Origin of the sequence: Saccharopolyspora antibiotica (assembly GCF_047200635.1) — a bacterium.
Lineage (GTDB): Bacteria > Actinomycetota > Actinomycetes > Mycobacteriales > Pseudonocardiaceae > Saccharopolyspora_C.
On sequence record NZ_JBJZOI010000025.1, the window covers coordinates 36894 to 57836 of the forward strand.

Here is a 20943-nt window from a genome sequence, read left to right on the forward strand (position 1 = left end):
CGAACGGGACGGGGTGAACGGACCCTTCGTCCAACGGGTTCGGACGAACGGGCCGTTCACCCGGAGGAGGTGCTGGTCAGCCGGCGAAGGAGTGGGAGCGGAGGCCGGTGCCGATGCCGGGCAGGACGAGGACCGCGCCGTCCTCCGACGCCGGGTCGGCCAGGCCTTCCCGGGCCGTGGTGACGTAGAGGTCGGTGAGGTCCTCCCCGCCGAAGCAGCACCCGGTCGGTCGCCGCGCGGGCAGCGGCACGGCCAGGTCCAGCCGCCCGTCCGGCGCGTACCGCCGCACCTCACCGCGGTCCCGCACCGCGATCCACGCCGCCCCGGCCGCGTCGGTGCACAACCCGGCGGGCGTGCCGTCCACCTCGAACGCGGTCCGGCGTCCGGAGGCGCTGCCGGACACGGGGTCGACCGCCAGCACCTCGACCCGCCGGGTGGTGCTGTCGACGAGGTAGAGCTGAGCGTCGTCGGGCCCGAAGGCGAGTCCGTTGGCCGCCCGGAGCCCGCTGAGCACGACGTGCGCCGTCCCGGCCGCGTCCACCCGGACCAGCCAGCCGTCGCCGCTCTCGTCCTCACGCACCGTGTTGGCCCAGAGTCGCCCGCACGTGTCGACGGTGCTCTCCCCGGCCCGCACCCCGGGCCGCGCCCAGAAGGTCAGCCAGGTGCGCCGCTCCCCGTCGGCGTCGTAGAGCGCGACCCCGTCGTCGAGGTGCAGCAGCAGTCCACCGCGCGAGCGCGGCTTGGCGGCGGCGACCTGTTGCGGGACCTCCATGCAGTGATCGGCGTCGTCGGGCGCGTAGCGGTGCACGGTGCGGGACCGCAGATCGGTCCACAGCAGGCTGGCGGTGCCCGCGTCCCAGGTGGGCCCGTGTCCGAACGCTGCTTGGGCGAGCACGGCCGGTTCGGCCCGTGCGGTGGTGGGCACCGCGGCTCCCTCCGGGGATCGGCTTGGACGGTCCGGGAGCCTATCGCGATCATCATCGAGTCACCCTCCGCCCGATTCGCGTAATCTCGACCGGGTGACGAACCAGCCCGCCCGGCAGCGGCCGCGCGTCCTCCCGCAGAAGCCGATCAGGGCCGCGATCCAGATGTCGATCATGGTCGCCGTCCTGTGGGTCATCGAGTTCTGGGACCAGGCCACCGGTGAGCACCTGGACGCGAACGGGATCGTGCCGCACCGGCTCGACGGGTTGGACGGCGTGCTCTGGGCGCCGCTGCTGCACGCGGGCTTCGCGCACCTGATGTCGAACACCATCCCGCTGCTGGTCCTGGGCTGGCTGCTGCTGGCCAACGGGGTGCGGCAGTTCGTCGCGGTCACGGCGGTGGTGTGGCTCGTCGCGGGCCTGGGCACCTGGCTGATCGCCACCGGGCCCTCGACGCACGTGGGCGCCTCGGGGGTGGCGTTCGGCTGGATGGTGTTCCTGCTGGTGCGCGGCTTCTTCGCGCGCAGCTTCGGGCAGATCGTGGTGGCGGTCGTGCTGTTCTTCTACTGGGGCGGCATGTTGTGGGGCGTGCTGCCCAGCTCCCCGCTGGTCTCCTGGCAGGGCCACCTCTGCGGCGCGCTCGGCGGGCTGCTCGCGGCCTGGTTGGTGGCGCGCGGCACTCGTGAGCGGACCCGGGGGAGCACGCCTGGCACACTGGCCGCGTGACGAACGCGCCGATCGGGATCTTCGACTCCGGGGTCGGTGGGCTCACCGTCGCCCGCGCCGTGCTCGACCAGCTTCCGGGCGAGGCGATCCGCTACGTGGGCGACACCGCGAACGCCCCCTACGGCCCCCGCCCGCTGGCCGACATCCGCGCCCGCACCCTGGCGTTCACCGACTCGCTCGTCGAGGGCGGGGTGAAGGCGCTGGTCATCGCCTGCAACACGGCCTCGGCGGCCTGCCTGCGGGATGCCCGCGAGCGCTACGACATCCCGGTCGTGGAGGTGGTGCTGCCCGCCGTGCGGCGCGCGGTCGCCACCACCCGGAACAACCGGGTCGGCGTGATCGGGACCGAGGCCACCATCCGCTCGCTGGCCTACGACGACGCCTTCACGGCCGCGCCGCAGGTGCGGCTGACCACGGCCGCCTGCCCCCGGTTCGCGGACTTCGTCGAGCGCGGCATCACCAGCGGGCGCCAGGTCCTCGGGCTGGCCCAGAGCTACCTGGACCCGTTGCAGCGCGCCGACGTGGACACCCTGGTGCTGGGCTGCACGCACTACCCGCTGCTGACGGGTGTGCTGCAGCTCGCGATGGGTGACCAGGTCACCCTCGTCTCCAGCGCGGAGGAGACCGCGAAGGACGTGGTGCGGGTGCTCACCGAGCTCGACCTGCTGACCGAGCGGGACGACGAGCCGGAGCACGAGTTCCGCGCCACGGGCGATCCGGACCGGTTCACCAGGTTGGCGCGGCGCTTCCTGGGGCCGATGGCCGCGTTCGGGTCCGTCGAGGCGTTCGCCGTGGCAGGCTCGTCGCTGTGAAGCTGACGATCCTCGGGTGCTCCGGCAGCCTGCCCCGGCCGGACTCGCCCGCATCCGGCTACCTGGTCGAGTCGGGCGGAACGCGGATCGCGCTGGACCTGGGCAACGGCACCGTCGGTGCCCTGCAGCGGCACCTGGACCCGTTCGAGCTGGACGGGTTGTTCCTCAGCCACCTGCACCCGGACCACTGCTCGGACTTCGGGGCGCTGACCGTGCTGCGCCGCTACCACCCCGATCCGCCGCGCGACCCGGAGCGCAGCAGGCTCCCCGTGTTCGGCCCGCCGGAGACCGAGCAGCGGCTCGCCCGGCTCTACGCGCCGAACGCGGCGGAACTCGCCGAGGCGGACCTGACCGACGTCTACGAGTTCCGGAGCTTCGACGCGCCCGCCGAGGTGGGAGATTTCCGGGTGACGGCGCTGCCGGTGGACCACCTGTGCCCGGCCTGGGGCTTCCGGGTGGCGGCCGAGGGCCGGGTGCTGGTCTACACCGGTGACACCGGCCCGTGCGCGGCGGTGGAGGAGCTGGCGCGGGACGCGGACGTGCTGCTCTCCGAGGCCTCCTGGACGGATTCCCCGGAACGCCCGGACGGCGTGCACCTGTCCGGCAGGCAGGCGGCGCGCGTCGCCAAGCGGGCGGGGGCGCGGCAGCTGCTGCTGACCCACCTGCAACCGTGGACGGACCCGGAGGAGATCCTGCGGGAGGCGACCGAGGAGTTCGACGGGCCGGTGCGGGTCGTCGAAGCGGGCCAGCACCATTCGATCTGAGTGAACGCGGACGTTCGCGCTGGAAGGGGCAAGGATGACGATCACGGCCGTGTGGTCGATCGCGTCGACGGCGGATGCGAACGCGGGTGACGGGCTCACCCTCACCGAGCCCGGCGAGGTCGACGAGCTGGTGCGGCGGCTCGCGGAGCCGGGCGCGGGCCCGGCGACGATCTGGCACGAAGGCCGGGAGCTGGCCGACTCCGCGACGCAGATGCTCGACCACGATGTGATCGCCGCGGTGTCCGGGGGTTACGGCTACCTGAGCCACTTCGACGCCGATCACGACTTCGCGGTGCTCGCGGGCGATCCGGAGTCACCCGCGTTGAGCAGCGAGGACGTCGAGTTCCCCGCGGGCAGCGGGGTGGCCCCGGAGGTGCTGGCGGCCGCGCTGCGCGACTTCCTGGACACCGGGCGGCGACCGCGCGCCGTGGAGTGGCGCAGCGTCGACTGGTAGCCGACCCGCCGCGCGAAGCGGCCGTCAGCGGGCGGTTAGGGTGGGCGCGTGGCGAGAGCGGACGGGCGGAGCGACGACGCGCTCCGGGAAGTGCGAATCACCCGCGGCTACCAGGACTGGCCCGCTGGCTCGGTCCTGGTCGAGTTCGGGAAGACCCGCGTGCTGTGCGCGGCGAGCGTGCAGGACGGGGTGCCGCGCTGGCGCGCCGGTTCCGGCCTCGGCTGGGTGACCGCCGAGTACGCGATGCTGCCCTCGGCCACGAACACCCGTGGCGTGCGCGAGTCCGTGAAGGGCCGCATCGGCGGCCGCACCCACGAGATCAGCAGGCTCATCGGCCGTTCGCTGCGCGCCTGCATCGACCTCGCCGCGCTGGGCGAGAACACCATCGCCCTGGACTGCGACGTGATCCAGGCGGACGGCGGCACCCGCACCGCGGCGATCACCGGTGCGTACGTGGCGCTCGCCGACGCGATCACCTGGCTGAGCGCGGCGCGCAGGCTCTCCGACCCGAAGCCGCTGTCCTGCTCCATCGCCGCGGTCAGCGTCGGCGTGGTGGACGGCCGGGTCCGGTTGGACCTCCCCTACGAGGAGGACTCCCGCGCCGAGGTGGACATGAACGTGGTCGCCACCGACCACGGGACCCTCGTCGAGGTGCAGGGCACCGGGGAGGGTGCGACCTTCCCGCGCTCCACGCTGGACACGATGCTCGACTTCGCGCTGGACGGCTGCGCCGAGCTGGCCCGCAAGCAGACCGAGGCGCTGGCCGCCCCGTACCCCGGCGAGCTGCCCGGCGGTGCCCGGTGACGCGCCTGCTGCTCGCGACCCGCAACGCGAAGAAGCTCGTCGAGCTGCGGCGCATCCTCGAAGCCGAGGGCGTCAGCGGCGTCGAGGTCATCGGGCTGGACGAGGTCGCGGAGTTCCCGGAGGCCCCCGAGACGGGTGCGACCTTCGAGGAGAACGCCGTGGCGAAGGCCGCCGACGCGGCCCGCGCTTCCGGGCTGCCCGCCGTGGCCGACGACTCCGGTCTGTCGGTGGAGGCGCTCAACGACATGCCCGGGGTGCTCTCCGCCCGCTGGTGCGGCAGGCACGGCGACGACCAGGCGAACCTGGAACTGCTGCTGGGCCAGGTCAAGGACGTGCCCGACGAGCGGCGCGGTGGTGCTTTCGTGTCGGCGGCCGCCCTGGTGCTGCCGGACGGCACGGAGACCGTGGTTCGCGGCGAGTGGCCCGGCACCGTGACCCGCGCACCGCGCGGCGAGAACGGCTTCGGCTACGACCCGATCTTCGTCCCGGAGGGCGAGACCCGGACGGCCGCGGAGCTCTCCGCGGAGGAGAAGGACGCGGACTCGCACCGGGGTCGGGCCTTGCGGTTGTTGTTGCCGACGCTGCGGAAGCTGGCCGAGCAGGAGCAGTAGGCGGCGCGCGCGTGGCGGCCGGGGATCGCTTCGCTCCGGGAACCCGTTCCGGTCTCGTCTTCTCGACGGCCATCTCCGCCCGCACCCGCACCACGTGATCGTCCGCGGGCCGGTGGCGCCCCTCGATGAGCGGCAGGACCTCCGGTCCCGCGCCGCGCCCCCAGCGATCGTGCAGATCCCGGCCGGGCTCTGCGACAGCGCCGCCTCCGCGATCCGGTCCGGCGCGCGCACCAGCGGATCGCGGTCCGGGCTCCGCGCTGGTGCGCTGCGGGTGAGGCCGCGAGGCGACGTCCCGGCGCGCACCGGACGGGCCGCCGCGCCCGGCACCTCGTCCCGCCGGCCCGAGAACTTCCGCCCGGCGCTGGCCACCTTGCCCTCCGCCGCAGCGCGCTGACCCCACGGCCAGCGGTCCACGTGACGACCGCGCGGGAGCGCAGCGGCCGTCCGGCGAGGGCTCCGCCCGGTTCCGCCGGACCCGCGCCTCGATCCGCCCGCGTCCAGCCGGGGCCTCCAGCTCTCCGGAACCGGCGTGCTCCGGGGAGGGGCGTTGGCGTCGCCTCGGCCGAACCGGGTTGCCGCCAGGTGGGGCAGTGCGGCGCGGGCCCTCTGTGACCTGGGACGGGTCCGCCGGGCGGGGCGTAACGGCGGTGGGCGGTGCGACGAAGTGCCGAGTGGGGCCGCCGAGATCGATGCTCGGAGCCCGGCCCACCCCGCGGCCGGATGGGCACGACGCGGGCCTGGCCCTCGCTGATCCGCGCGAGGCGCCCGTTCGACGCATCGCCGAGTCGCCGCCGCGCGGCTCACCCGCGAACCGCCCCGGCACGGCTCGCGACCCAACTCCGCCCGTCGAAGGAGAAACGTCGATGAAGCCCTGGTTCGTGTGCGCCTCCGTCGGTGTCGCGTCCGCCGCCGTCACCTTCAGCGTCCTCACCGCGCTGCACGCCGCGAACTCGCTCGGTGCTCCCGCGCCGCGCGTTCCGCCGGAGCCCGGGCGGACCGAGCCGCGCCTCGTCCAGGTCTGATCCGGAGGCCCCCGCCACTGTGACGGGCGTCGCCCCGCACCCCGGTGCGCGGTCGGCAGCGGTTAGGTTCCGCTGGTGTTCAGCGAATGGATCGAGCTGCTGGGACTGATCGTCGTGGGATTCCTCTCCGGGGGGATCAACGCCGTGGCGGGTGGCGGATCGCTGCTGGTGTTCCCCGCCCTGCTCGCCACCGGGATGCCGCCGCTGGTCGCCAACGTGACGAACTCCGTCGCGCAGGGGCCGGGGTTCGTCGGCGCCGCGATCAGCCAGCGCGCGGACCTGGGGGGCGCGCCACAGCGGCTGCGGTGGACCTCGATCGCGGCGGCCGCCGGCGCGGTGATCGGCTGCGTGCTGCTGATGGTGCTGCCCGGCTCGGTGTTCGACGCGGTGGTGCCCGCGCTGGTCGGGCTGTCCGCGGTGCTCATGGCCTTCCAGAACACGATCAAGCGCTGGCTCCGGCACCCGGAGGGCGGTGGACCTGACCGGTTGGTGGCGCTCACCGCCGGGATCTTCTTCGCCTCGATCTACGGCGGCTACTTCGGCGGGGCGCGCAGCGTCATCCTCATCGCGATCCTGGCCGTCGCGGTGAACGACTCGATGCGCAGGCTCAACGCGCTCAAGAGCTGGCTGGGGTTGATCGGCAGCGCGGTGACGTTCGTGGTGTACGCGCTGATCGCGCCGGTCGACTGGGTGGCGGTGCTGACATTGGTGCCGACGACGGTGCTCGGCGGGTACGCGGGCGGCAAGCTGGCGCAGCGGTTGCCCGCGACGCTGCTGCGCTACCTGGTCGTCGTCATCGCCGCCGGCGTCGCGGTCTACCTCGTCCTCGACTGATCCGGAGTGAGCGGACCGTTCGTCCAAGCCTTCGGGACGAACGGTCCGTTCACCCGCTCATCTCCACCGGGTGAGCGGACCGTTCGTCCGACGAGATGGGGCAAAGGGTCCGTTCACTCCTCGACCGCGCCCACCGGGCCCGGGCTCAAGCGGATTCAGGTGAGCGGACCGTTCGTCCAACGAGATGGGACGAACGGTCCGTTCACTCCTCAACCGCGCCCACCGGGCCCGGGCTCAAGCGGATTCAGGTGAGCGGACCGTTCGTCCAACGAGATGGGACGAACGGTCCGTTCACTCCTCGACCGGAGGCGGTGGGGGCGGCCCGGGGAGTGGGCGGTTGCCGCGCGGTGCGGCCTCAGACGCCGAGTTCCTTGCGGAGGCGGTCGACGTGGCCGGTGGCCTTGACGTTGTAGAGCGCCTTGTCGATCTTCCCCTCGGGGCCGACCACGAAGGTCGAGCGGATCACGCCCCGCACGACCCGGCCGTAGTTCTTCTTCTCCCCGAACGCGCCCCACTCCGCCATCACGGTCTTGTCCGCGTCGGACAGCAGCGGGAAGGTGAGCCCCTCGGCGTCGCGGAACTTCGCGAGCTTCTCCGGCCCGTCCGGGGAGATGCCCACGACGTCGAATCCGGCGTCGTCGAGCGCGGCGAGGCTGTCGCGGAAGTCGCAGGCCTGCTTGGTGCAGCCCGGGGTGCTCGCCGCCGGGTAGAAGTACACGACCAGGGAACGGCCCCGGTAGTCGCCCAGTGCCACGGTCTTGCCGTCGGCGTCCGGCAGGGAGAAGTCGGGCGCGGTGTCACCCGGGGAAAGCCGCTGCGGTTCGCTCATGTCCCAGGACGGTAGTGCAAGGGCCCGTTCGCCTGGGCGGCCACCGACCGCCCAGGCCGCCACGGGTCAGCGCAGCTGCGGCGCGGTGTCCGGCACGGTCTGCGAGACGGTGTTCACCGACACCGCTTCATCCTGATCCTCCGAGGCGATGAACCCACCGAACAAGAGCCCGGCCAAGGCCGAGGCCGTCACGGATAGCGCGCAAACGGTGTAAAGGCGCAGGCTCACCGTTTTCCCTTCACTGAATGGGGTTTTCGAGGAGCGTCGACGTCGACGCTCACATGATCGCCGTCGGAACCGCAGACGTTACCCGACCCACCTGAACGGGTGAAGAACGCGGCACGGCCGTCCGGAGTTGCGGCCCCCCACCGCCCCGCGTAGAGCGGAGGGGACCAGCACCGCCACTCACCGGGAGCGCCCATGCCGACCGTTGCCGACCAGTTCATCGAAGTGCTCGTGCAAGCAGGCGTGCAACGGATCTACGGCATCGTCGGGGACAGCCTGAACCCGGTCGTGGACGCGGTGCGCCGAACCGAGGGCATCGAGTGGGTGCACGTGCGCCACGAGGAGGCGGCGGCCTTCGCGGCGAGCGCGGAGGCGCAGCTCACGGGACGGCTCGCGGTGTGCGCGGGCAGCTGCGGCCCGGGCAACCTGCACTTGATCAACGGGCTGTACGACGCGCACCGCAGCGGCGCGCCGGTGCTGGCGCTCGCCTCGCACATCCCCTCCGAGCAGATCGGCACGGGCTTCTTCCAGGAAACCCACCCCGAGGAGCTGTTCAACGAGTGCAGCCACTTCTGCGAGCTGCTCTCGCAACCCGAGCAGATGCCCCGCCTGCTGCGCAGCGCCATGCAGACCGCGGCGGGCCGGCGCGGGGTGGCGGTGCTGGTGCTGCCCGGCGACGTCGCGCACAAGCCCGCCGCCCAGCCGACCGGCGCTGGTGTGGTGGCCTCGGAGCCGCCGATCGTGGTGCCCTCGCCGAGCCAGGTGGATCGGCTGGCGGAGTCGTTGAACTCGGCGGAGCGCGTGATGTTGTTCTGCGGTGCGGGGACGCGCGGCGCGCACCGGGAGGTGATGCGGTTGGCCGAGACGATGCAGTCCCCGGTCGGTCACGCGCTGCGCGGCAAGGAGTGGATCCAGTACGACAACCCCTACGACGTGGGGATGAGCGGGTTGCTCGGCTACGGCGCCTGCCAGCAGGCGATGCAGAAGGCGGACCGGGTGGTGCTGCTGGGCACCGACTTCCCGTACGACAACTTCCTGCCGCAGGCGAACACGGTCCAGGTGGACATCGATCCGACGCACCTGGGCAGGCGCACGGTGCTGGACCTGGCGGTGCAGGGCGACGTGCGGGAGACGATCCGCGCGGTGCTGCCGAAGCTGCGGCAGAAGACCGACCGCTCGTTCCTGGACCGGATGCTGCGCGAGCACGCCGAGCGGCTGGAGCAGGTGGTCGACTCGTACACCACGAACGTCGGCGACCAGGTCCCGATCCACCCGGAGTACGTGGCCGACGTGCTCGACGACCTCGCCGCCGAGGACGCCGTGTTCACCGTCGACACCGGGATGTGCAACGTGTGGGCGGCGCGCTACATCACGCCGAACGGGCGACGCCGGGTGCTGGGCTCGTTCGTGCACGGCTCGATGGCGAACGCGCTGCCGCAGGCGATCGGGGCGCAGCTCGCGGCCCCGGGGCGGCAGGTGATCTCGATGTCCGGCGACGGCGGGCTCTCGATGCTGCTGGGCGAGCTGCTGACGGTGCGGACGCAACGGCTGCCGGTGAAGCTCGTCGTGTTCAACAACTCCTCGCTGGGCATGGTGAAGCTGGAGATGCTGGTGGACGGGCTGCCGGACTTCGGCACCGACTACGACTCGATCGACTACGCGGCGATCGCCGCGGCCGCCGGGGTGCGCTCGGTGCGGGTGGAGCGGCCGGACCAGGTGCGGGAGGCGCTGGCCGGGGCGCTGGCGCACCCGGGACCCGCGCTGGTGGACGTGGTGACCGATCCGAACGCGCTGTCGATCCCACCGCGGATCACCGGAACCCAGGTGAAGGGCTTCGCGCTGGCGGTGAGCCGCACCGTGCTCTCCGGTGGGGTGGGCAAGATGGTGCAGCTGGCGCGGAGCAACCTCCGCAACATCCCGCGCCCCTGAACCGCGCCTCACCCGTTCCGGGCTCCTATACCCACCCCTGGTCGCTGAGCGTGAACACATCTCGCGGCCGTGCGGCCGGAGGTCGTCCGGCGGGGTGGATCATGGCGGGCCGCGACCTCGGGCCGCGACTTGCCTGGGCGCGACCGCCAGGGCGGGAAACCGGTGCTGGCGCGGCTCGGTTCCTGCCGCCGCGGCGGCGCCGGCGGACCCGGTGCCGCGTCGGCGGATCGCTCGATCTCCCCGGCCCGATGTCGGTTTGGGTGATGCCGTGGTGACGCTGGGTTCGCAGGGGGGACACTGATCTCCATGACAGTGAGTCCCACGGTGCGCCGTCGCCGCCTCGCCGCCGAGCTGCGCAGACTTCGAGGAACAGCGGAGGTCACCCAGCAGCAGGCCGCTACCCATCTCGGCTGCACCCAGGCGAAGATCGGCAGATTCGAGACCGCCAAGCGCTCCCCCTCGATCGGGGACGTCAGCGCCCTGCTGGACTTCTACGCCATCAACGGTGCCGAACGCGAACAACTGATCAACCTGGCCAGGGACGCCCGCAAGCGCGGCTGGTGGCACTCCTACAGCGACGTGCTGCCCGAGTGGTACGAGACCTACGTGGGCCTGGAGGCCGAGGCCTCCTGCATGCACACCTGGGAATCCGAGGCCATTCCCGGCCTGCTGCAGACCGCCGAGTACGCCTACGCCATCACCCGCTCCACCCTGATCCGGGCCAACGAAACGGAGATAGGACGCCGCGTCGAACTCCGGATTCAGCGCCAGGACCGGGTCACCGGTTCCCAGCCTCTGGACCTGTGGGCGGTGATCGGCGAGACCGCGCTGCGGCGTTGCGTGGGCGGCCCGGCCGTGCTGCGCCGCCAATTGGAGCACGTGCTCGCGCTGGCGGAACTCCCGAACGTGACGTTGCAGGTCATGCCCTTGGACGCGGGCGCTCACCCGGCGCAGGCGGGTCCATTCGTCATCCTGCGCTACTCCAACCACGTGGATCCCGACGTCGTCTATTTGGAAACCCACGTGGGAGGCCTTTACCTCGAACGCGATAACGAGCTGTCCAAATACGTGACGATGATGGACCATCTACGCGCACACGCGATCGACCCGGAAGGGTCCATTCAAGTGATTCACGAGCGCATAGGAGAGCTGTAGATGGAATACCTCACGGGTTGGCGAACCAGCACCCGGAGCACGCACGCAGGACAGTGCGTCGAGGTCGGGTTCGGTGCCGCACGGGTTGGCGTGCGCGACACGAAGGACCGGCCGGGTGGGCACTTCGCCGTCGATCCCGCGCGGTGGGAGGACTTCCTCGGAAGCCTCAAGCGCGGCGACTTCGACCGCTGACCCCGATTGATCCCGCGCTCACCGGCTGGTGCGGCCGCGACGCGGGAGCGAACTGAAGAACCGAGCGGGACGCAGGTTCCGCGCCCGCTCGGCCCTGTTTCTCCAGCTTGGAATAATCCGTCAAGCGATCGTCGATTTCCGGTATTGCGCCAGGCAGCCCGGCGCTCCGCCGAAAAAATGCGAACCGCATCTCACCCGAACGGTCCTACGCCTCCCCCGTATTAATCGCGGGACACGGGTTCGAGGAATGGCGTCAGCAGCCCCGGCACCGCCTCGTCCGCGAAGACCAGCCCGTCGCCGAGCAGAACGTCCGGCACCGCGCAGCGGCCGGAGCCCGCGGCGGTGGTGGCCACCACGTCGACCAGCCCGGCCCGCCGCTGGAACACCGACCGCTCGAAGCGCCAGCCGATGATCCCGTCCCGCTGCAGCGCCACCGTCCGGCGAACTCCCGTTCCGCGCCTGCTCACCAGGTACCGGCCGTGCAGCCGGTGGCCGAGGCCGCGGTAGGCGTCCACGCCGGCACCGACCCCGATCACCACCGCCAGCAGCGCCACCGCACCCGCGAGCCCGGCGGGCAGCCAGCCGGCCGCCGCGAGACCCGCGGCGGTCGCCGCGAACGGCAGCGCCGCCAGCGCCCCCCAGGTGACCCGCCGCCGCAGCGCCGCGCGCGGGTGCCCGGTGAGCCCGGCACCGGGGAACTCCCGCTCCCGCAGCACCGCCGCCCCGACCCGGGCGGCCTGCCCGCGCGGGGCGGGCGGCAGCAGCGTTTTCGCGTCGGGTTGCTTTCCGTCGGCGCTCTCGCTGAGCCCGGTGGCGAGCGCGTGGGTGCGGGCACCGCCGACCCAGCGCAGCAGCAACGGCTCGGAGAGCTCCACGCCCCGCAACCGCTCCTCCTCCAAGGAGATCGACCGCTGGGTCAGCAGTCCTCGCCGCACCCGCAGGGTGCCGGTGCCTTCCCGGGTGAGGGTGAAGCCCCACCACAGCTCCACCGACAGCAGCAGCGAGCCGAGCACCCCGGTGCCCACCGCCGCCAGCAGCGGGAGCCCGATCCCCAGCCACAGCGGGGCGGCGCGGAACTCCTCGCCGATCGTCCGGTACACGTCGAACTTCCGGAGCACCTCGGAGAACGACCCCACGGTGGAGCCGATCGCGCCCCACACCGCGAGGATCAACGAGGCCGTCGCGCCGGAGTAGAGCAGCCAGGCCGGGCGCAGCCGCGCCAGCTCCCCGCCGTCCTCCGGAGCGTCCGAAGTGGAGTCCCGCAGCAGCAGCGCCGCCCGGATCCGCTCCGCGTCCGGACGGGCGACGCCGTCCAGCTTGAACTCGTCCTCCCCCTGCGCCCCCGTGCCGATCTTCACCACGGCCAGCCCGAGCAGCCGGTGCACGGGATCGGCGGTGACGTCGACGCTGCGGATCCGGTCCCTCGGCATCGATCGGCGGCTGCGGGACAGCGCGCCCTTGCGCAGCTCGACCCGTTCCTCGCCGATGCGGTAGCTGGTGAACCACCAGTCGAGCGCGGACAGTCCGGCGAGCAGCGCGGCGGCGGCGAGCCAGCTCCCGGTCGTGATGGCCAGCGGCACGAGCCCGGCCCCGGCCAGCAGCATCACCGCGACGGTCGGCACCAGCGGCGCCAGCACCAGGATCAGCAGCGCCAGCACCACGCGACCGTCGAGCCGCCGCCACTCCAGCGGGCCGCTCACGTCGCGTCCCCGCGCACGGCCTGCGTCGTGGCGGTGAGCCGCTCCACGAGCTCCTCGGCGACGCGGTGGTCCAGGCCGTCGATGCGCAGCGCACCCGCCGCCGAAGCGGTGGTGACGGTGACGCTGGCGAGGCCGAACGCCCGCTGCAGCGGCCCGCGCACGGAGTCGACGGTCTGGATCCGCGACATCGGCGCCACCCGCCACTCCTGGCGCACCCAGCCCGCGGCGGTGTAGACCGCGTGCTCGGTGCTCTCCCAGCGGTGCACCCGGTACCGCCACCGCGGCATCACCAGCAGGTAGGGCAGGCCGAGCAGGACCACCACCAGCAGGCCCAGCAGCAACCAGGGCCGGGCGGGGGCGATCAGCGCGGCGAGCACCGCGAGGACGACGACCGGCGGGACGACCAGCACCGCGGCCTGGGCGGACCACCAGCCGACGGCGCGCCGCTCGACCCGGTGCCGGGGAGGGCGCAACCGCACCGGGGCGCCCGCTGAACTGTCTTGCGTGGACACGTCGTGTTCTCCGATCAGGTGATGTTCGCGCTCGCATCCTCGCAGCGGGTCATCGCAGGCTCCGGACCTGCTCCCACACTCGCGCCCAGGGCTCTTCGCGGCCGCTGAGCAGCCACACCGGGACGTCCGAGCCACCCACCCCGCGGACCTCGGCGAAGTGCGCCCGCCACGGGGCCGGGTCGCCGCCGACGAACAGCACGTCCCGCGCGCTCTCCGGGGGCGGCCCGAACGGCCCGTACCCCCGGTGGCCGCTGTGCGCCAGCGGCAGGCCGTACTCGTCGGAGTGGGCGTCGAGCATCGCCGCGAGGATGTAGCTCTCCCCCACCACGGCGGTGTGCTCGCGGGTCGCGGCGGGCAGCGCCCGGTACGCGGCCGAGACGTCCCGGGCGAGCGCGCGGTCCGCGGGCACCCCGAAGGCCGTCGTCACCGCCATCGACATCCACACCACCCCGCCCGCCGCGAGCACCGCGAGCACCCCGGCCGACCAGGCGATCCAGCCGCGGCCGCGGGTACCCGCCCGGGCCCGCGCCTCCCGGCGGCGCTGGAAGCCCACCGCTCCCGCGGCGACCAGCACCCCGTACATCCCGATGACGTAGTAGGGCCGCCCGCTGGCAGCGATGTAGAAGACGTACTGCACGAGGGCCGCGGCCCCGATGAACCGGTACGGGCGGAACTCCTCGGCGCGCAGCAGCCGCGCCACCCCGAACACGCACAGCGGTGCCCCCAGCACGCCCGCGTACAGGACCATCTGGGTGGCCGCCCCCGGACGACCACCGCTGAGGACCGGCGTCTCCGCCCGCACCACCTCGCTCATCGCGAGCTGCGGCCACCCGTGCGCCGCCTGCCAGATCAACGTCGGTGCCGCGATGACCAACGCGATCCCGGCGCACCCCCAGAACATCGGGCGTCGCAGGAGGTCGCGCGGACCGAACACCAGCAGGCAGCCCAGCAGCGCCGCGCAGAGCACGGCGACGTGGACCTTGACTTGCATCGTCACGCCGATGACGACGCCCAGGGCGAGCAGCAGCCGGTCGTCGGCCCGCCCGTCGGCGTGCTGCCGGCACCAGCGCACCAGCAGCCAGCACGCCAGCATCCACAGCGGGACCTCCAGCGTGTACGGCGTGATCCAGTGCGCCACCAGGCTGACCCACAGCCCGGTCGCGTGGGCCAGCCCCGCGAGCACCTGGCCGCGCCGGTCACCGCCGAGCTCGTGGGCCAGCAGCCCCGCGAGCAGCACCCCGGACGCCGAGATCAGCACCGCGGGAATCCGCAGCACCAGCGTGGAGTTCGGCGCCAGCCACTCCATCGCCCCCGCCAGCAGCGGGGCCAGCGGCGGCTGGTCCACGTACCCCCAGTCCGGGTGGTACCGGCCGATGGCCAGCATGTAGACCTCGTCGATCCAGTACCCGCCGAACGGGCTCACCGCCAGGTGCACCGCGCCGAACACCACCGCGATGAGCAGCAGCGGCCCGATCGCGAAGCGCGGCGCTGCTCCGGCGGTGACCGGCGGTGCGGCGGTGGTCGCCACTGCCTCTCGCATCGTCTCCCCCAAGGAATTCCCGTGACCCCGCACAGCTCACCGCATCGCCGGGTCGCACCGCGACGCCGAACGGTGGTGATCTCGGACGACGGAAGTCGTGTCGTGATGCGACTTTCGCAGGGTCCTGCCCCCCGACGGGCCGCGCGGGAGGCCGGGCCGGCGCCGCCGCGGGCTACGGTGGCCCGGTGCCACGCCCGCTGTGGCGACAGCTGTGGGACTCCCCGCGCTCCGCGGTGTTCGACGTGCTGCTGGTCGCCGTCCTGATCCCGCTCGGCCCGATCCTGGCGTCGTTCTACCCGCCGGACGTGCCGCCGGAGGTCGCCGACCACAGCTGGATCGGCGGCCGCGCGGTCGCGGACTCGATCTCGCTGCTGTGCGCGCTGGCGCTCGTGGCTCGCCGCCGGTTCTCGGTGCCGCTGCTGGCCGCCGGGGTGGCGCTGAGCGCGGTGCACGCGGTCACGTTCTCGGCCGGGATCGGGCCGCTGCTGCCGATGAACCAGCGCACCGATCCGTGGGTTCCCGCCGAGCTCGGGTTCGCGATCTACGCCTTCACGGCCTACGAGACGCGGCGCGCGCACCGGATCATCGGCTGGGTCCTGCTGGTGGCGGCGGTGTTCCTCGCGATGCGGCCCTGGACGGCACCGGAGGGCGAGACGCTGAACAACGCGATCTGGTGCACCGCGTTCCCGGCCGTGCTCGGGTTGTGGATCGGTGCTCGGCGGCGACTCGTCGGGGCCCTGGAGGACCGGGCCGACCGCGCGGAGCGCGAGCAGCACCTGCTGGCCGAGCGGGCGCGCGCGGACGAGCGGGCGAAGATGGCCACCGAGATGCACGACGTGGTCACGCACCGGGTGAGCCTGATGGTGCTGCGGGCGGGAGCGCTCGGGGTGACCGCACCGGACGAGCCCACCCGGGCCGCCGCCGAGGAGCTGCGCGCGGGCGGTTGCCAGGCGCTCGACGAGCTGCGCGACTTCGTCGGCGTGCTGCGCTCCGGCACCGGGCAGCGAGCCGGGGGCGCCGCCGCGGAACCCCTGCCGGACCTGTCCGGGTTGATCGCCGAGACCGAGGCCGTGGGGATCCCGGTGCGGCTGACGGAGTTCGGCAGCGCCACCTCGGTGTCGCCCTCGGTGGGCCGGACCGCTTACCGGGTGGTGCAGGAGGCGCTGACGAACGTGCACAAGCACGCGCCGGGCAGCGAGGTCGACGTGCACGTGGAGTACGCACCGGACCGGGTGCGGCTCGCGGTGCGCAACTCCCGTCCGGCTCCCGGCGGGCGCGGCGAGCTGGCCGGGCTCGGTTCCGGCTCGGGGCTGCTGGGGCTGCGGCAACGGGTGGAGCTGGTGGGCGGCAGCTTCCGATCCGGTCCGAACGGCGATGGCGGTTTCGAGGTCGGTGCCATACTTCCGGGGTACGTGCCCACGGCCGAAGCCGGAACCGGCTAGCGCCTTGGCGAACGGGGACTCCGGGTTGAGCGAACCGATCCGCGTCGTGCTGGTCGACGACGAGCCGATGGTGTGCGCGCACCTGCGCACGATCCTCGGTTCGGCGCCGGACATCGAGGTCGTCGGGGACGCGCAGGACGGTGCGGCGGCGGTGGAGGCCGTGGTGCGGCACCGGCCGCGGGTGGTGCTGATGGACCTGCGGATGCCGGGGGTGGACGGGCTGATCGCGACCGAGCGGATCCGCGAACTGCCGGAGCCGCCCGCGGTGGTGGCGCTGACGACCTTCGACGCGGACCAGTACGTGCTGCGGGCGCTGCGCGCGGGCGCCTCCGGTTTCCTGGTGAAGTCCACGCCGCCGGAGGACCTGATCGGTCTGGTCCGGGTGGCCGCCGACGGGCACACCGTGCTGTCGCCGGAGGCGGCCAAGCGGCTGGTCGCGGCCTCCGCCGGGCAGAGCGCCGGGCAGCGGCGCGCGCTGGCGGCGATCCGGGAGCTCAGCGAGCGCGAGCGGGAAGTGCTGACCGGGATCGGCGAAGGCCTGTCCAACGCCCAGATCGGTGAGCGGCTGTTCCTCTCCGAGGCCACGGTGAAGGGCTACGTCTCGCGCACCCTGGTCAAGCTGGAGTGCGCGAACCGGGTCCAGGCGGGCTTGATCGCCCACGAGGCGGGCATCACCCGCCGCTGAGCGCGGGGCGCCCGGCGCGGGTGCTCAGCGACTCCGTCGCGGGGGCGACCGTTCCGCCACGCGCCGAGCGCGCGCGGCAGAGGCCGCTCCTCCGCCGAGGGAGCCGCTGAGCTCCCGCCACCGGCACCGGCGGGCGAGCCCGGACCGAAGACGCCGGGTCAGGCCCAGAGCTGTCCGTCGAGGCGCTGCGCGGCCTCGTCGAGGGTGCCGCCGTAGGCGCCGGTGGAGAGGTACTTCCAGCCCGCGTCGGCCACCACGAACACGATGTCCGCCGCTTCCCCCGCGGCAGCGGCCTTTTCCCCGATGGTCAGCGCCGCGTGCAGCACGCCCCCGGTGGAGATCCCCGCGAAGATGCCCTCCGATTCGAGCAGCTGCCGGGTGCGGCGCAGCGCGTCGTAGGAGCCCACCGAGAACCGGCGGGACAGCACGGAGGGGTCGTAGAGCTCCGGCACGAAGCCCTCGTCGAGGTTGCGCAGCCCGTACACCAGCTCGCCGTAGCGCGGCTCGGCCGCGACGACCTGCACCCCGGGCTTGTGCTCGTGCAGGTACCGGCCCACCCCGACGAGGGTGCCGGTGGTGCCCAGCCCGGCGACGAAGTGGGTGACCCCGGGCAGGTCCCGCAGGATTTCCGGCCCGGTCCCCCGGTAGTGCGCGTCGGCGTTCGCCGAGTTGCCGTACTGGTAGAGCATCACCCAGTCCGGGTTCTGCTGGGCCAGCTCCTTCGCGACCGCGACCGCCTGGTTCGAGCCGCCCGCCGCGGGCGAGGACACGATGCGCGCGCCGAAGGCCTGGAGGAGCTGCCTGCGCTCCTCCGAGGTGTTCTCCGGCATCACGCACACCAGGCCGTAGCCCTTGAGCTTCGCGGCCATCGCCAGCGAGATGCCGGTGTTGCCGGAGGTGGGCTCCAGGATGGTGCAGCCCGCGGTGAGCCTGCCCTCCTTCTCCGCGGCCTCGACCATGGACAGCGCGGCGCGGTCCTTGATCGAGCCGGTCGGGTTCCGGTCCTCCAGCTTAGCCCACAGCCGCACGTCGGCGGCGGGCGAGAGGTTCGGCAAGCCCACCAGCGGGGTGTCACCGAGCGCGTCGAGCAGCGAGTCGTACCGGGCCACGACGAGCCTCCAGTCTCAGCGGGAGATCAGCGCATACCGCCGGCGACGGCGGGCAGGATCGTCACGCTGTCGCCGTCGGCGACCCCGGCCTCCAGGCCACCGGCGAAGCGCACGTCCTCGTCGTTGACGTAGATGTTGACGAAGCGGTGCAGCGAGCCCTCCTTGACCAAGCGGTCCTTGAGCCCGCCGTGCTTGCTGTCGAGGTCGTTGATGACCTCGGCGACGGTGCTGCCGCTGGCCTCGACGGACTTCTGCCCGTCGGTGTGGCTGCGCAGGATGGTGGGGATCGAGACCTTGACTGCCATGGTTGGAACCTCCCTGTCCACGAGGACTGCTGAACGGAACTTGCGCGCGCGCCGGGACCGCCGCGCGCGGGGGCGGCGGAGCGGGCTCAGCCCTGGTCGGGCACCTCGTCCGCGCCGGTGTGGGCGAACATGTAGGACTCCACGATCTCCACCGGCTCCTCGGTCACCGCGCCGTCGAGGATGCGGTACGAGCGCAGCTCGTGGGTCTGCGGGTCCCTGGTGGAGACGAGGACGTAGTGCGCGCCGGGCTCCGAGGCGAACGAGACGTCGGTGCGCGACGGGTACGCCTCGGTGGCCGTGTGGGAGTGGTAGATGACGACGGGCTCCTCGTCGGCCTCGTCCATCCCGCGCCAGACCTTCAGCTGTTCGCCGGAGTCGAAGCGGTAGAAGGTCGGCGAACGCTCCGCGTTGATCATTTCGATGAACCGCTCGGGCCGGTCCGACCCCTCCGGCCCCGCGATGACGCCGCACGCCTCGTCGGGATGATCCCGCCGAGCATGCTCGACCATCGCATCCACGAGGTCGCGTCGAATCACCAGCACGGGCACCATCCTACTGAGTGGGGCACCGGTGTCCAGAATGCGGAACGCGAATCGTCCGGTGCCGTTTGCGTGGTCAACGTCGGCTCACGATCGTTCATTCCCGCGCCGAGGGGTAGAGGCTCGTGTAGGACGTCACCTCGCCGATCGGCTCGGCCGCGAGCACGGCCCGCACGATGGCGCGGCTGACGACCTCGGCGGCCACCGCGCACACCTCGTCGAGCACCGCCACCCAGCCCTCACCCGGCTCGCGGTCCCCGGTGGCGAGGGCGAACACGGTGTCCCCGTCGACCATCGCGTGCGCCGGGCGGATCGCCCTGGCCAGCCCGTCCTGGCCCGCGACGGCGACCCGGCGGCACTGAGCCTTGGTGAGCGCCAGGTCGACGGCGACCGCGCCGATCGTGGTGTTCAGCGGGCGGGACGTGGTGCCGCGCCGACCGGGTCGCCCGGCGGCGAGGTCGTTGCGCGGCCGGGCCGCGGCGATCTCCTCGGGCGCGGGCGCGCGCAGACCCGGGTACCGCTCCCAGGGCAACCCGGTCTCCGGGTCGATCACGGAACCGCTGGAGTTCACCGCGAACAGCGCCCCGACCGTCACGTCCGCATCGAGCGCGGCGCTGCGGAACACCGCGCTGGCGGTGCCGACCCCGCCCTTGAGCGCACCCGCGACAGCGCCCGTCCCGGCGCCGACGTTGCCCTGCTCCGCGTTGTCCGCCCCGGCGGCCGCGCAGGCGAGGCGGCCGAACTCGGCGTCCGGCCGGTTGCCCCAGTCGCTCATCGGCAGGTCGAACAGGACAGCAGCGGGCACGATCGGCACCACCTCGTGCGGCTCGGAACCGACCGGCAGGCCGTGGCCGCGCTCGCCGAGCCAGCGCATCGCGCCGTCGGCGGCGGCGAGCCCGTAGGCGCTGCCCCCGCTGAGCACCACGGCGTGCGCCCGCGGCACCAGGTGCGTCGGGTCCAGCACGTCGGTCTCCCGGGTGCCCGGCCCGCCGCCGCGCACGTCGACCGCCGCCGCTGCCCCCTCCGGCACCAGGATCGCGCTCGTCCCGGTGGCCCAGTGCTCGTCGCAACGCTGGTGGTGCCCCACGAGCACCCCGCGCACGTCCACGATCGCGTCCCGCGCTCCGCTGTCCATGCGCGCATCCTCCCCCGCGCGACATCGGGTCCGGGCGGGACTCGCCCCGCGGCAGCGCCGCTGCCGGGGCCTCGAACGGCGAGCGCCGCCGGGCGCGTCGGGGGCCGAGCTCCCACCGCGCCCTTCGGGCAGTCAGCGGGCGACGGCCTCGACCAAGCTGTCCTGCACCCAGGTGAGCCACTGGTAGACCCCGAGGTGCTCGCGGCGGAGCTCGTCCTCCGGGGGTTCCTCCGGCATCTCGTCCCGCACGTCGAGCGCGGTGCCGAGCGCGAGCCGGACGTCGTTGAGGGCGGCCATCCAGTGATCGGCCTGCTCCCCGCTGAGCACGACCCGCCCGCCCTCGCGGGGGCAGGTGTCCAGCACCACGGTGGCGACCCCGGTCTTGGTGTCGACCAGTTCGGGCTCGTAGAGGGAGCGCATCGCCCCGGCCGCTTCCGGCTGCTCCTCGTCGGTCTCGCCGGTCTCCGGGTCGCGGTGGTAGAAGTCCGGCAGCAGCCGCCCCAGCACGCGGTCCTCGGGCGGGGTGGAGGGACCGGTGCGGATCCCGGTGAGCTCGGCGAGCTCGTCCTGCGGGGTCTCCTCGGCGCGGGCCGTGAGCATGTCCTTGATCTGGCCGACGAGCCCGCGGATCACGGCCGCTTCCTGCTGGGACAGCTCGGCGACCACGTGCCCGTTCTTGCGAGTCCAGCCGTTCAC

Annotated in this window: 24 protein-coding genes; 13 read left to right on the plus strand and 11 right to left on the minus strand. The window is 73.1% G+C overall.

Features of this window, described 5'->3' with window-relative positions; translation table 11 throughout:
• Positions 1 to 76: 76 nt before the first annotated feature.
• Positions 77 to 925 (minus strand): SMP-30/gluconolactonase/LRE family protein, encoded by an 849-nt coding sequence (locus ACL03H_RS20175; RefSeq protein WP_412812840.1) that lies wholly within the window; start codon positions 923 to 925, stop codon positions 77 to 79.
• 94 nt (positions 926 to 1019) lie between these two features.
• Between ACL03H_RS20175 and ACL03H_RS20180 the strand changes: the two genes are divergently transcribed.
• From ACL03H_RS20180 to ACL03H_RS20215, 8 genes are all read left to right on the plus strand, one after another.
• Positions 1020 to 1649 (plus strand): rhomboid family intramembrane serine protease, encoded by a 630-nt coding sequence (locus ACL03H_RS20180; RefSeq protein ID WP_412812841.1) that lies wholly within the window; start codon positions 1020 to 1022, stop codon positions 1647 to 1649.
• Positions 1646 to 2461 (plus strand): glutamate racemase, encoded by an 816-nt coding sequence (murI, locus tag ACL03H_RS20185; RefSeq protein ID WP_412812842.1) that lies wholly within the window; start codon positions 1646 to 1648, stop codon positions 2459 to 2461. Before ACL03H_RS20180 ends, murI begins: the two co-directional genes overlap by 4 nt.
• On the plus strand, positions 2458 to 3225 hold the full coding sequence (locus ACL03H_RS20190; RefSeq protein ID WP_412812843.1) for an MBL fold metallo-hydrolase: 768 nt from the start codon (positions 2458 to 2460) through the stop codon (positions 3223 to 3225). Before murI ends, ACL03H_RS20190 begins: the two co-directional genes overlap by 4 nt.
• A 34-nt stretch (positions 3226 to 3259) precedes the next feature.
• Positions 3260 to 3679: an Imm1 family immunity protein gene (locus ACL03H_RS20195; protein ID WP_412812844.1), complete on the plus strand. Its 420-nt coding sequence runs from the start codon at positions 3260 to 3262 to the stop codon at positions 3677 to 3679.
• Between the two features lie 48 nt (positions 3680 to 3727).
• Positions 3728 to 4483, plus strand: a complete 756-nt coding sequence (gene rph / locus ACL03H_RS20200; protein ID WP_412812845.1) for a ribonuclease PH — start codon at positions 3728 to 3730, stop codon at positions 4481 to 4483.
• Positions 4480 to 5094: an RdgB/HAM1 family non-canonical purine NTP pyrophosphatase gene (gene rdgB, locus ACL03H_RS20205; protein ID WP_412812846.1), complete on the plus strand. Its 615-nt coding sequence runs from the start codon at positions 4480 to 4482 to the stop codon at positions 5092 to 5094. The genes rph and rdgB overlap by 4 nt, the downstream gene beginning before the upstream one ends.
• A gap of 863 nt (positions 5095 to 5957) precedes the next feature.
• Positions 5958 to 6116, plus strand: a complete 159-nt coding sequence (locus ACL03H_RS20210) for a hypothetical protein (protein WP_412812847.1) — start codon at positions 5958 to 5960, stop codon at positions 6114 to 6116.
• Between the two features lie 75 nt (positions 6117 to 6191).
• Complete coding sequence (locus ACL03H_RS20215; protein WP_412812848.1) at positions 6192 to 6950, plus strand: sulfite exporter TauE/SafE family protein; 759 nt, start codon at positions 6192 to 6194, stop codon at positions 6948 to 6950.
• Positions 6951 to 7305: 355 nt separating this feature from the next.
• Here ACL03H_RS20215 and bcp read toward each other — a convergent pair whose 3' ends face one another.
• Positions 7306 to 7779 carry a thioredoxin-dependent thiol peroxidase gene (bcp, locus tag ACL03H_RS20220; RefSeq protein WP_412812849.1) on the minus strand — a complete coding sequence of 158 codons (474 nt, stop codon included), beginning with the start codon at positions 7777 to 7779 and terminating at the stop codon, positions 7306 to 7308.
• 66 nt (positions 7780 to 7845) lie between these two features.
• Positions 7846 to 8007, minus strand: a complete 162-nt coding sequence (locus tag ACL03H_RS20225; RefSeq protein WP_412812850.1) for a hypothetical protein — start codon at positions 8005 to 8007, stop codon at positions 7846 to 7848.
• 192 nt (positions 8008 to 8199) lie between these two features.
• On the opposite strand from ACL03H_RS20225, the gene ACL03H_RS20230 reads away from it, so the two are divergent.
• From ACL03H_RS20230 to ACL03H_RS20240, 3 genes are all read left to right on the plus strand, one after another.
• The gene (locus ACL03H_RS20230) at positions 8200 to 9933 is read left to right on the plus strand and encodes a pyruvate dehydrogenase (protein WP_412812851.1); all 1734 of its coding nucleotides are present in this window, start codon (positions 8200 to 8202) and stop codon (positions 9931 to 9933) included.
• Positions 9934 to 10239: 306 nt separating this feature from the next.
• Positions 10240 to 11088, plus strand: coding sequence for a helix-turn-helix domain-containing protein (locus ACL03H_RS20235; RefSeq protein WP_412812852.1), 849 nt, complete (start codon positions 10240 to 10242; stop codon positions 11086 to 11088).
• The gene (locus tag ACL03H_RS20240; RefSeq protein WP_412812853.1) at positions 11089 to 11280 is read left to right on the plus strand and encodes a DUF397 domain-containing protein; all 192 of its coding nucleotides are present in this window, start codon (positions 11089 to 11091) and stop codon (positions 11278 to 11280) included. It abuts the gene before it with no gap.
• Between the two features lie 221 nt (positions 11281 to 11501).
• Here the strand turns inward: ACL03H_RS20240 and ACL03H_RS20245 are convergent, their stop codons facing one another.
• Genes ACL03H_RS20245 through ACL03H_RS20255 form a run of 3 tightly spaced genes read right to left on the minus strand, consistent with a single transcriptional unit; the run spans position 11502 to position 15032 of the window.
• Positions 11502 to 12980, minus strand: a complete 1479-nt coding sequence (locus ACL03H_RS20245; RefSeq protein ID WP_412812854.1) for a PH domain-containing protein — start codon at positions 12978 to 12980, stop codon at positions 11502 to 11504.
• The gene (locus ACL03H_RS20250) at positions 12977 to 13492 is read right to left on the minus strand and encodes a PH domain-containing protein (RefSeq protein ID WP_412812855.1); all 516 of its coding nucleotides are present in this window, start codon (positions 13490 to 13492) and stop codon (positions 12977 to 12979) included. Before ACL03H_RS20250 ends, ACL03H_RS20245 begins: the two co-directional genes overlap by 4 nt.
• 49 nt (positions 13493 to 13541) lie before the next feature.
• Positions 13542 to 15032 (minus strand): ArnT family glycosyltransferase, encoded by a 1491-nt coding sequence (locus ACL03H_RS20255; protein WP_412812856.1) that lies wholly within the window; start codon positions 15030 to 15032, stop codon positions 13542 to 13544.
• A gap of 185 nt (positions 15033 to 15217) precedes the next feature.
• Between ACL03H_RS20255 and ACL03H_RS20260 the strand changes: the two genes are divergently transcribed.
• Positions 15218 to 16474 (plus strand): sensor histidine kinase, encoded by a 1257-nt coding sequence (locus ACL03H_RS20260; protein WP_412812857.1) that lies wholly within the window; start codon positions 15218 to 15220, stop codon positions 16472 to 16474.
• A 25-nt stretch (positions 16475 to 16499) separates the two neighbouring features.
• On the plus strand, positions 16500 to 17159 hold the full coding sequence (locus tag ACL03H_RS20265; RefSeq protein ID WP_412812858.1) for a response regulator: 660 nt from the start codon (positions 16500 to 16502) through the stop codon (positions 17157 to 17159).
• Between the two features lie 158 nt (positions 17160 to 17317).
• On the opposite strand, the gene ACL03H_RS20270 is transcribed toward ACL03H_RS20265, so the two are convergent.
• The 5 genes from ACL03H_RS20270 to ACL03H_RS20290 all read right to left on the minus strand — a co-directional run bounded on the left by ACL03H_RS20270 (position 17318) and on the right by ACL03H_RS20290 (position 20943).
• Positions 17318 to 18268: a PLP-dependent cysteine synthase family protein gene (locus ACL03H_RS20270; RefSeq protein ID WP_412812859.1), complete on the minus strand. Its 951-nt coding sequence runs from the start codon at positions 18266 to 18268 to the stop codon at positions 17318 to 17320.
• Positions 18269 to 18294: 26 nt separating this feature from the next.
• Positions 18295 to 18573: a MoaD/ThiS family protein gene (locus ACL03H_RS20275; protein ID WP_412812860.1), complete on the minus strand. Its 279-nt coding sequence runs from the start codon at positions 18571 to 18573 to the stop codon at positions 18295 to 18297.
• An 86-nt stretch (positions 18574 to 18659) separates the two neighbouring features.
• Positions 18660 to 19115, minus strand: coding sequence for a M67 family metallopeptidase (locus ACL03H_RS20280; RefSeq protein ID WP_412812861.1), 456 nt, complete (start codon positions 19113 to 19115; stop codon positions 18660 to 18662).
• A gap of 94 nt (positions 19116 to 19209) precedes the next feature.
• Complete coding sequence (locus ACL03H_RS20285) at positions 19210 to 20247, minus strand: P1 family peptidase (protein ID WP_412812862.1); 1038 nt, start codon at positions 20245 to 20247, stop codon at positions 19210 to 19212.
• Between the two features lie 132 nt (positions 20248 to 20379).
• A complete protein-coding gene (locus tag ACL03H_RS20290) occupies positions 20380 to 20943 on the minus strand; it encodes a DUF2017 domain-containing protein (protein ID WP_412812863.1) in 564 nt (187 codons plus the stop codon).

Excerpts from the sequence above, each read along its gene's own strand:
- ACL03H_RS20195 (WP_412812844.1), top strand. The coding sequence starts at position 3,260 with ATGACGATCACGGCCGTGTGGTCGATCGCGTCGACGGCGGATGCGAAC.
- ACL03H_RS20210 (WP_412812847.1), top strand. The coding sequence starts at position 5,958 with ATGAAGCCCTGGTTCGTGTGCGCCTCCGTCGGTGTCGCGTCCGCCGCC.
- bcp (WP_412812849.1), bottom strand. The coding sequence starts at position 7,779 with ATGAGCGAACCGCAGCGGCTTTCCCCGGGTGACACCGCGCCCGACTTC.
- ACL03H_RS20230 (WP_412812851.1), top strand. The coding sequence starts at position 8,200 with ATGCCGACCGTTGCCGACCAGTTCATCGAAGTGCTCGTGCAAGCAGGC.
- ACL03H_RS20235 (WP_412812852.1), top strand. The coding sequence starts at position 10,240 with ATGACAGTGAGTCCCACGGTGCGCCGTCGCCGCCTCGCCGCCGAGCTG.
- ACL03H_RS20240 (WP_412812853.1), top strand. The coding sequence starts at position 11,089 with ATGGAATACCTCACGGGTTGGCGAACCAGCACCCGGAGCACGCACGCA.
- ACL03H_RS20255 (WP_412812856.1), bottom strand. The coding sequence starts at position 15,032 with ATGCGAGAGGCAGTGGCGACCACCGCCGCACCGCCGGTCACCGCCGGA.
- ACL03H_RS20275 (WP_412812860.1), bottom strand. The coding sequence starts at position 18,573 with ATGGCAGTCAAGGTCTCGATCCCCACCATCCTGCGCAGCCACACCGAC.
- ACL03H_RS20285 (WP_412812862.1), bottom strand. The coding sequence starts at position 20,247 with ATGGACAGCGGAGCGCGGGACGCGATCGTGGACGTGCGCGGGGTGCTC.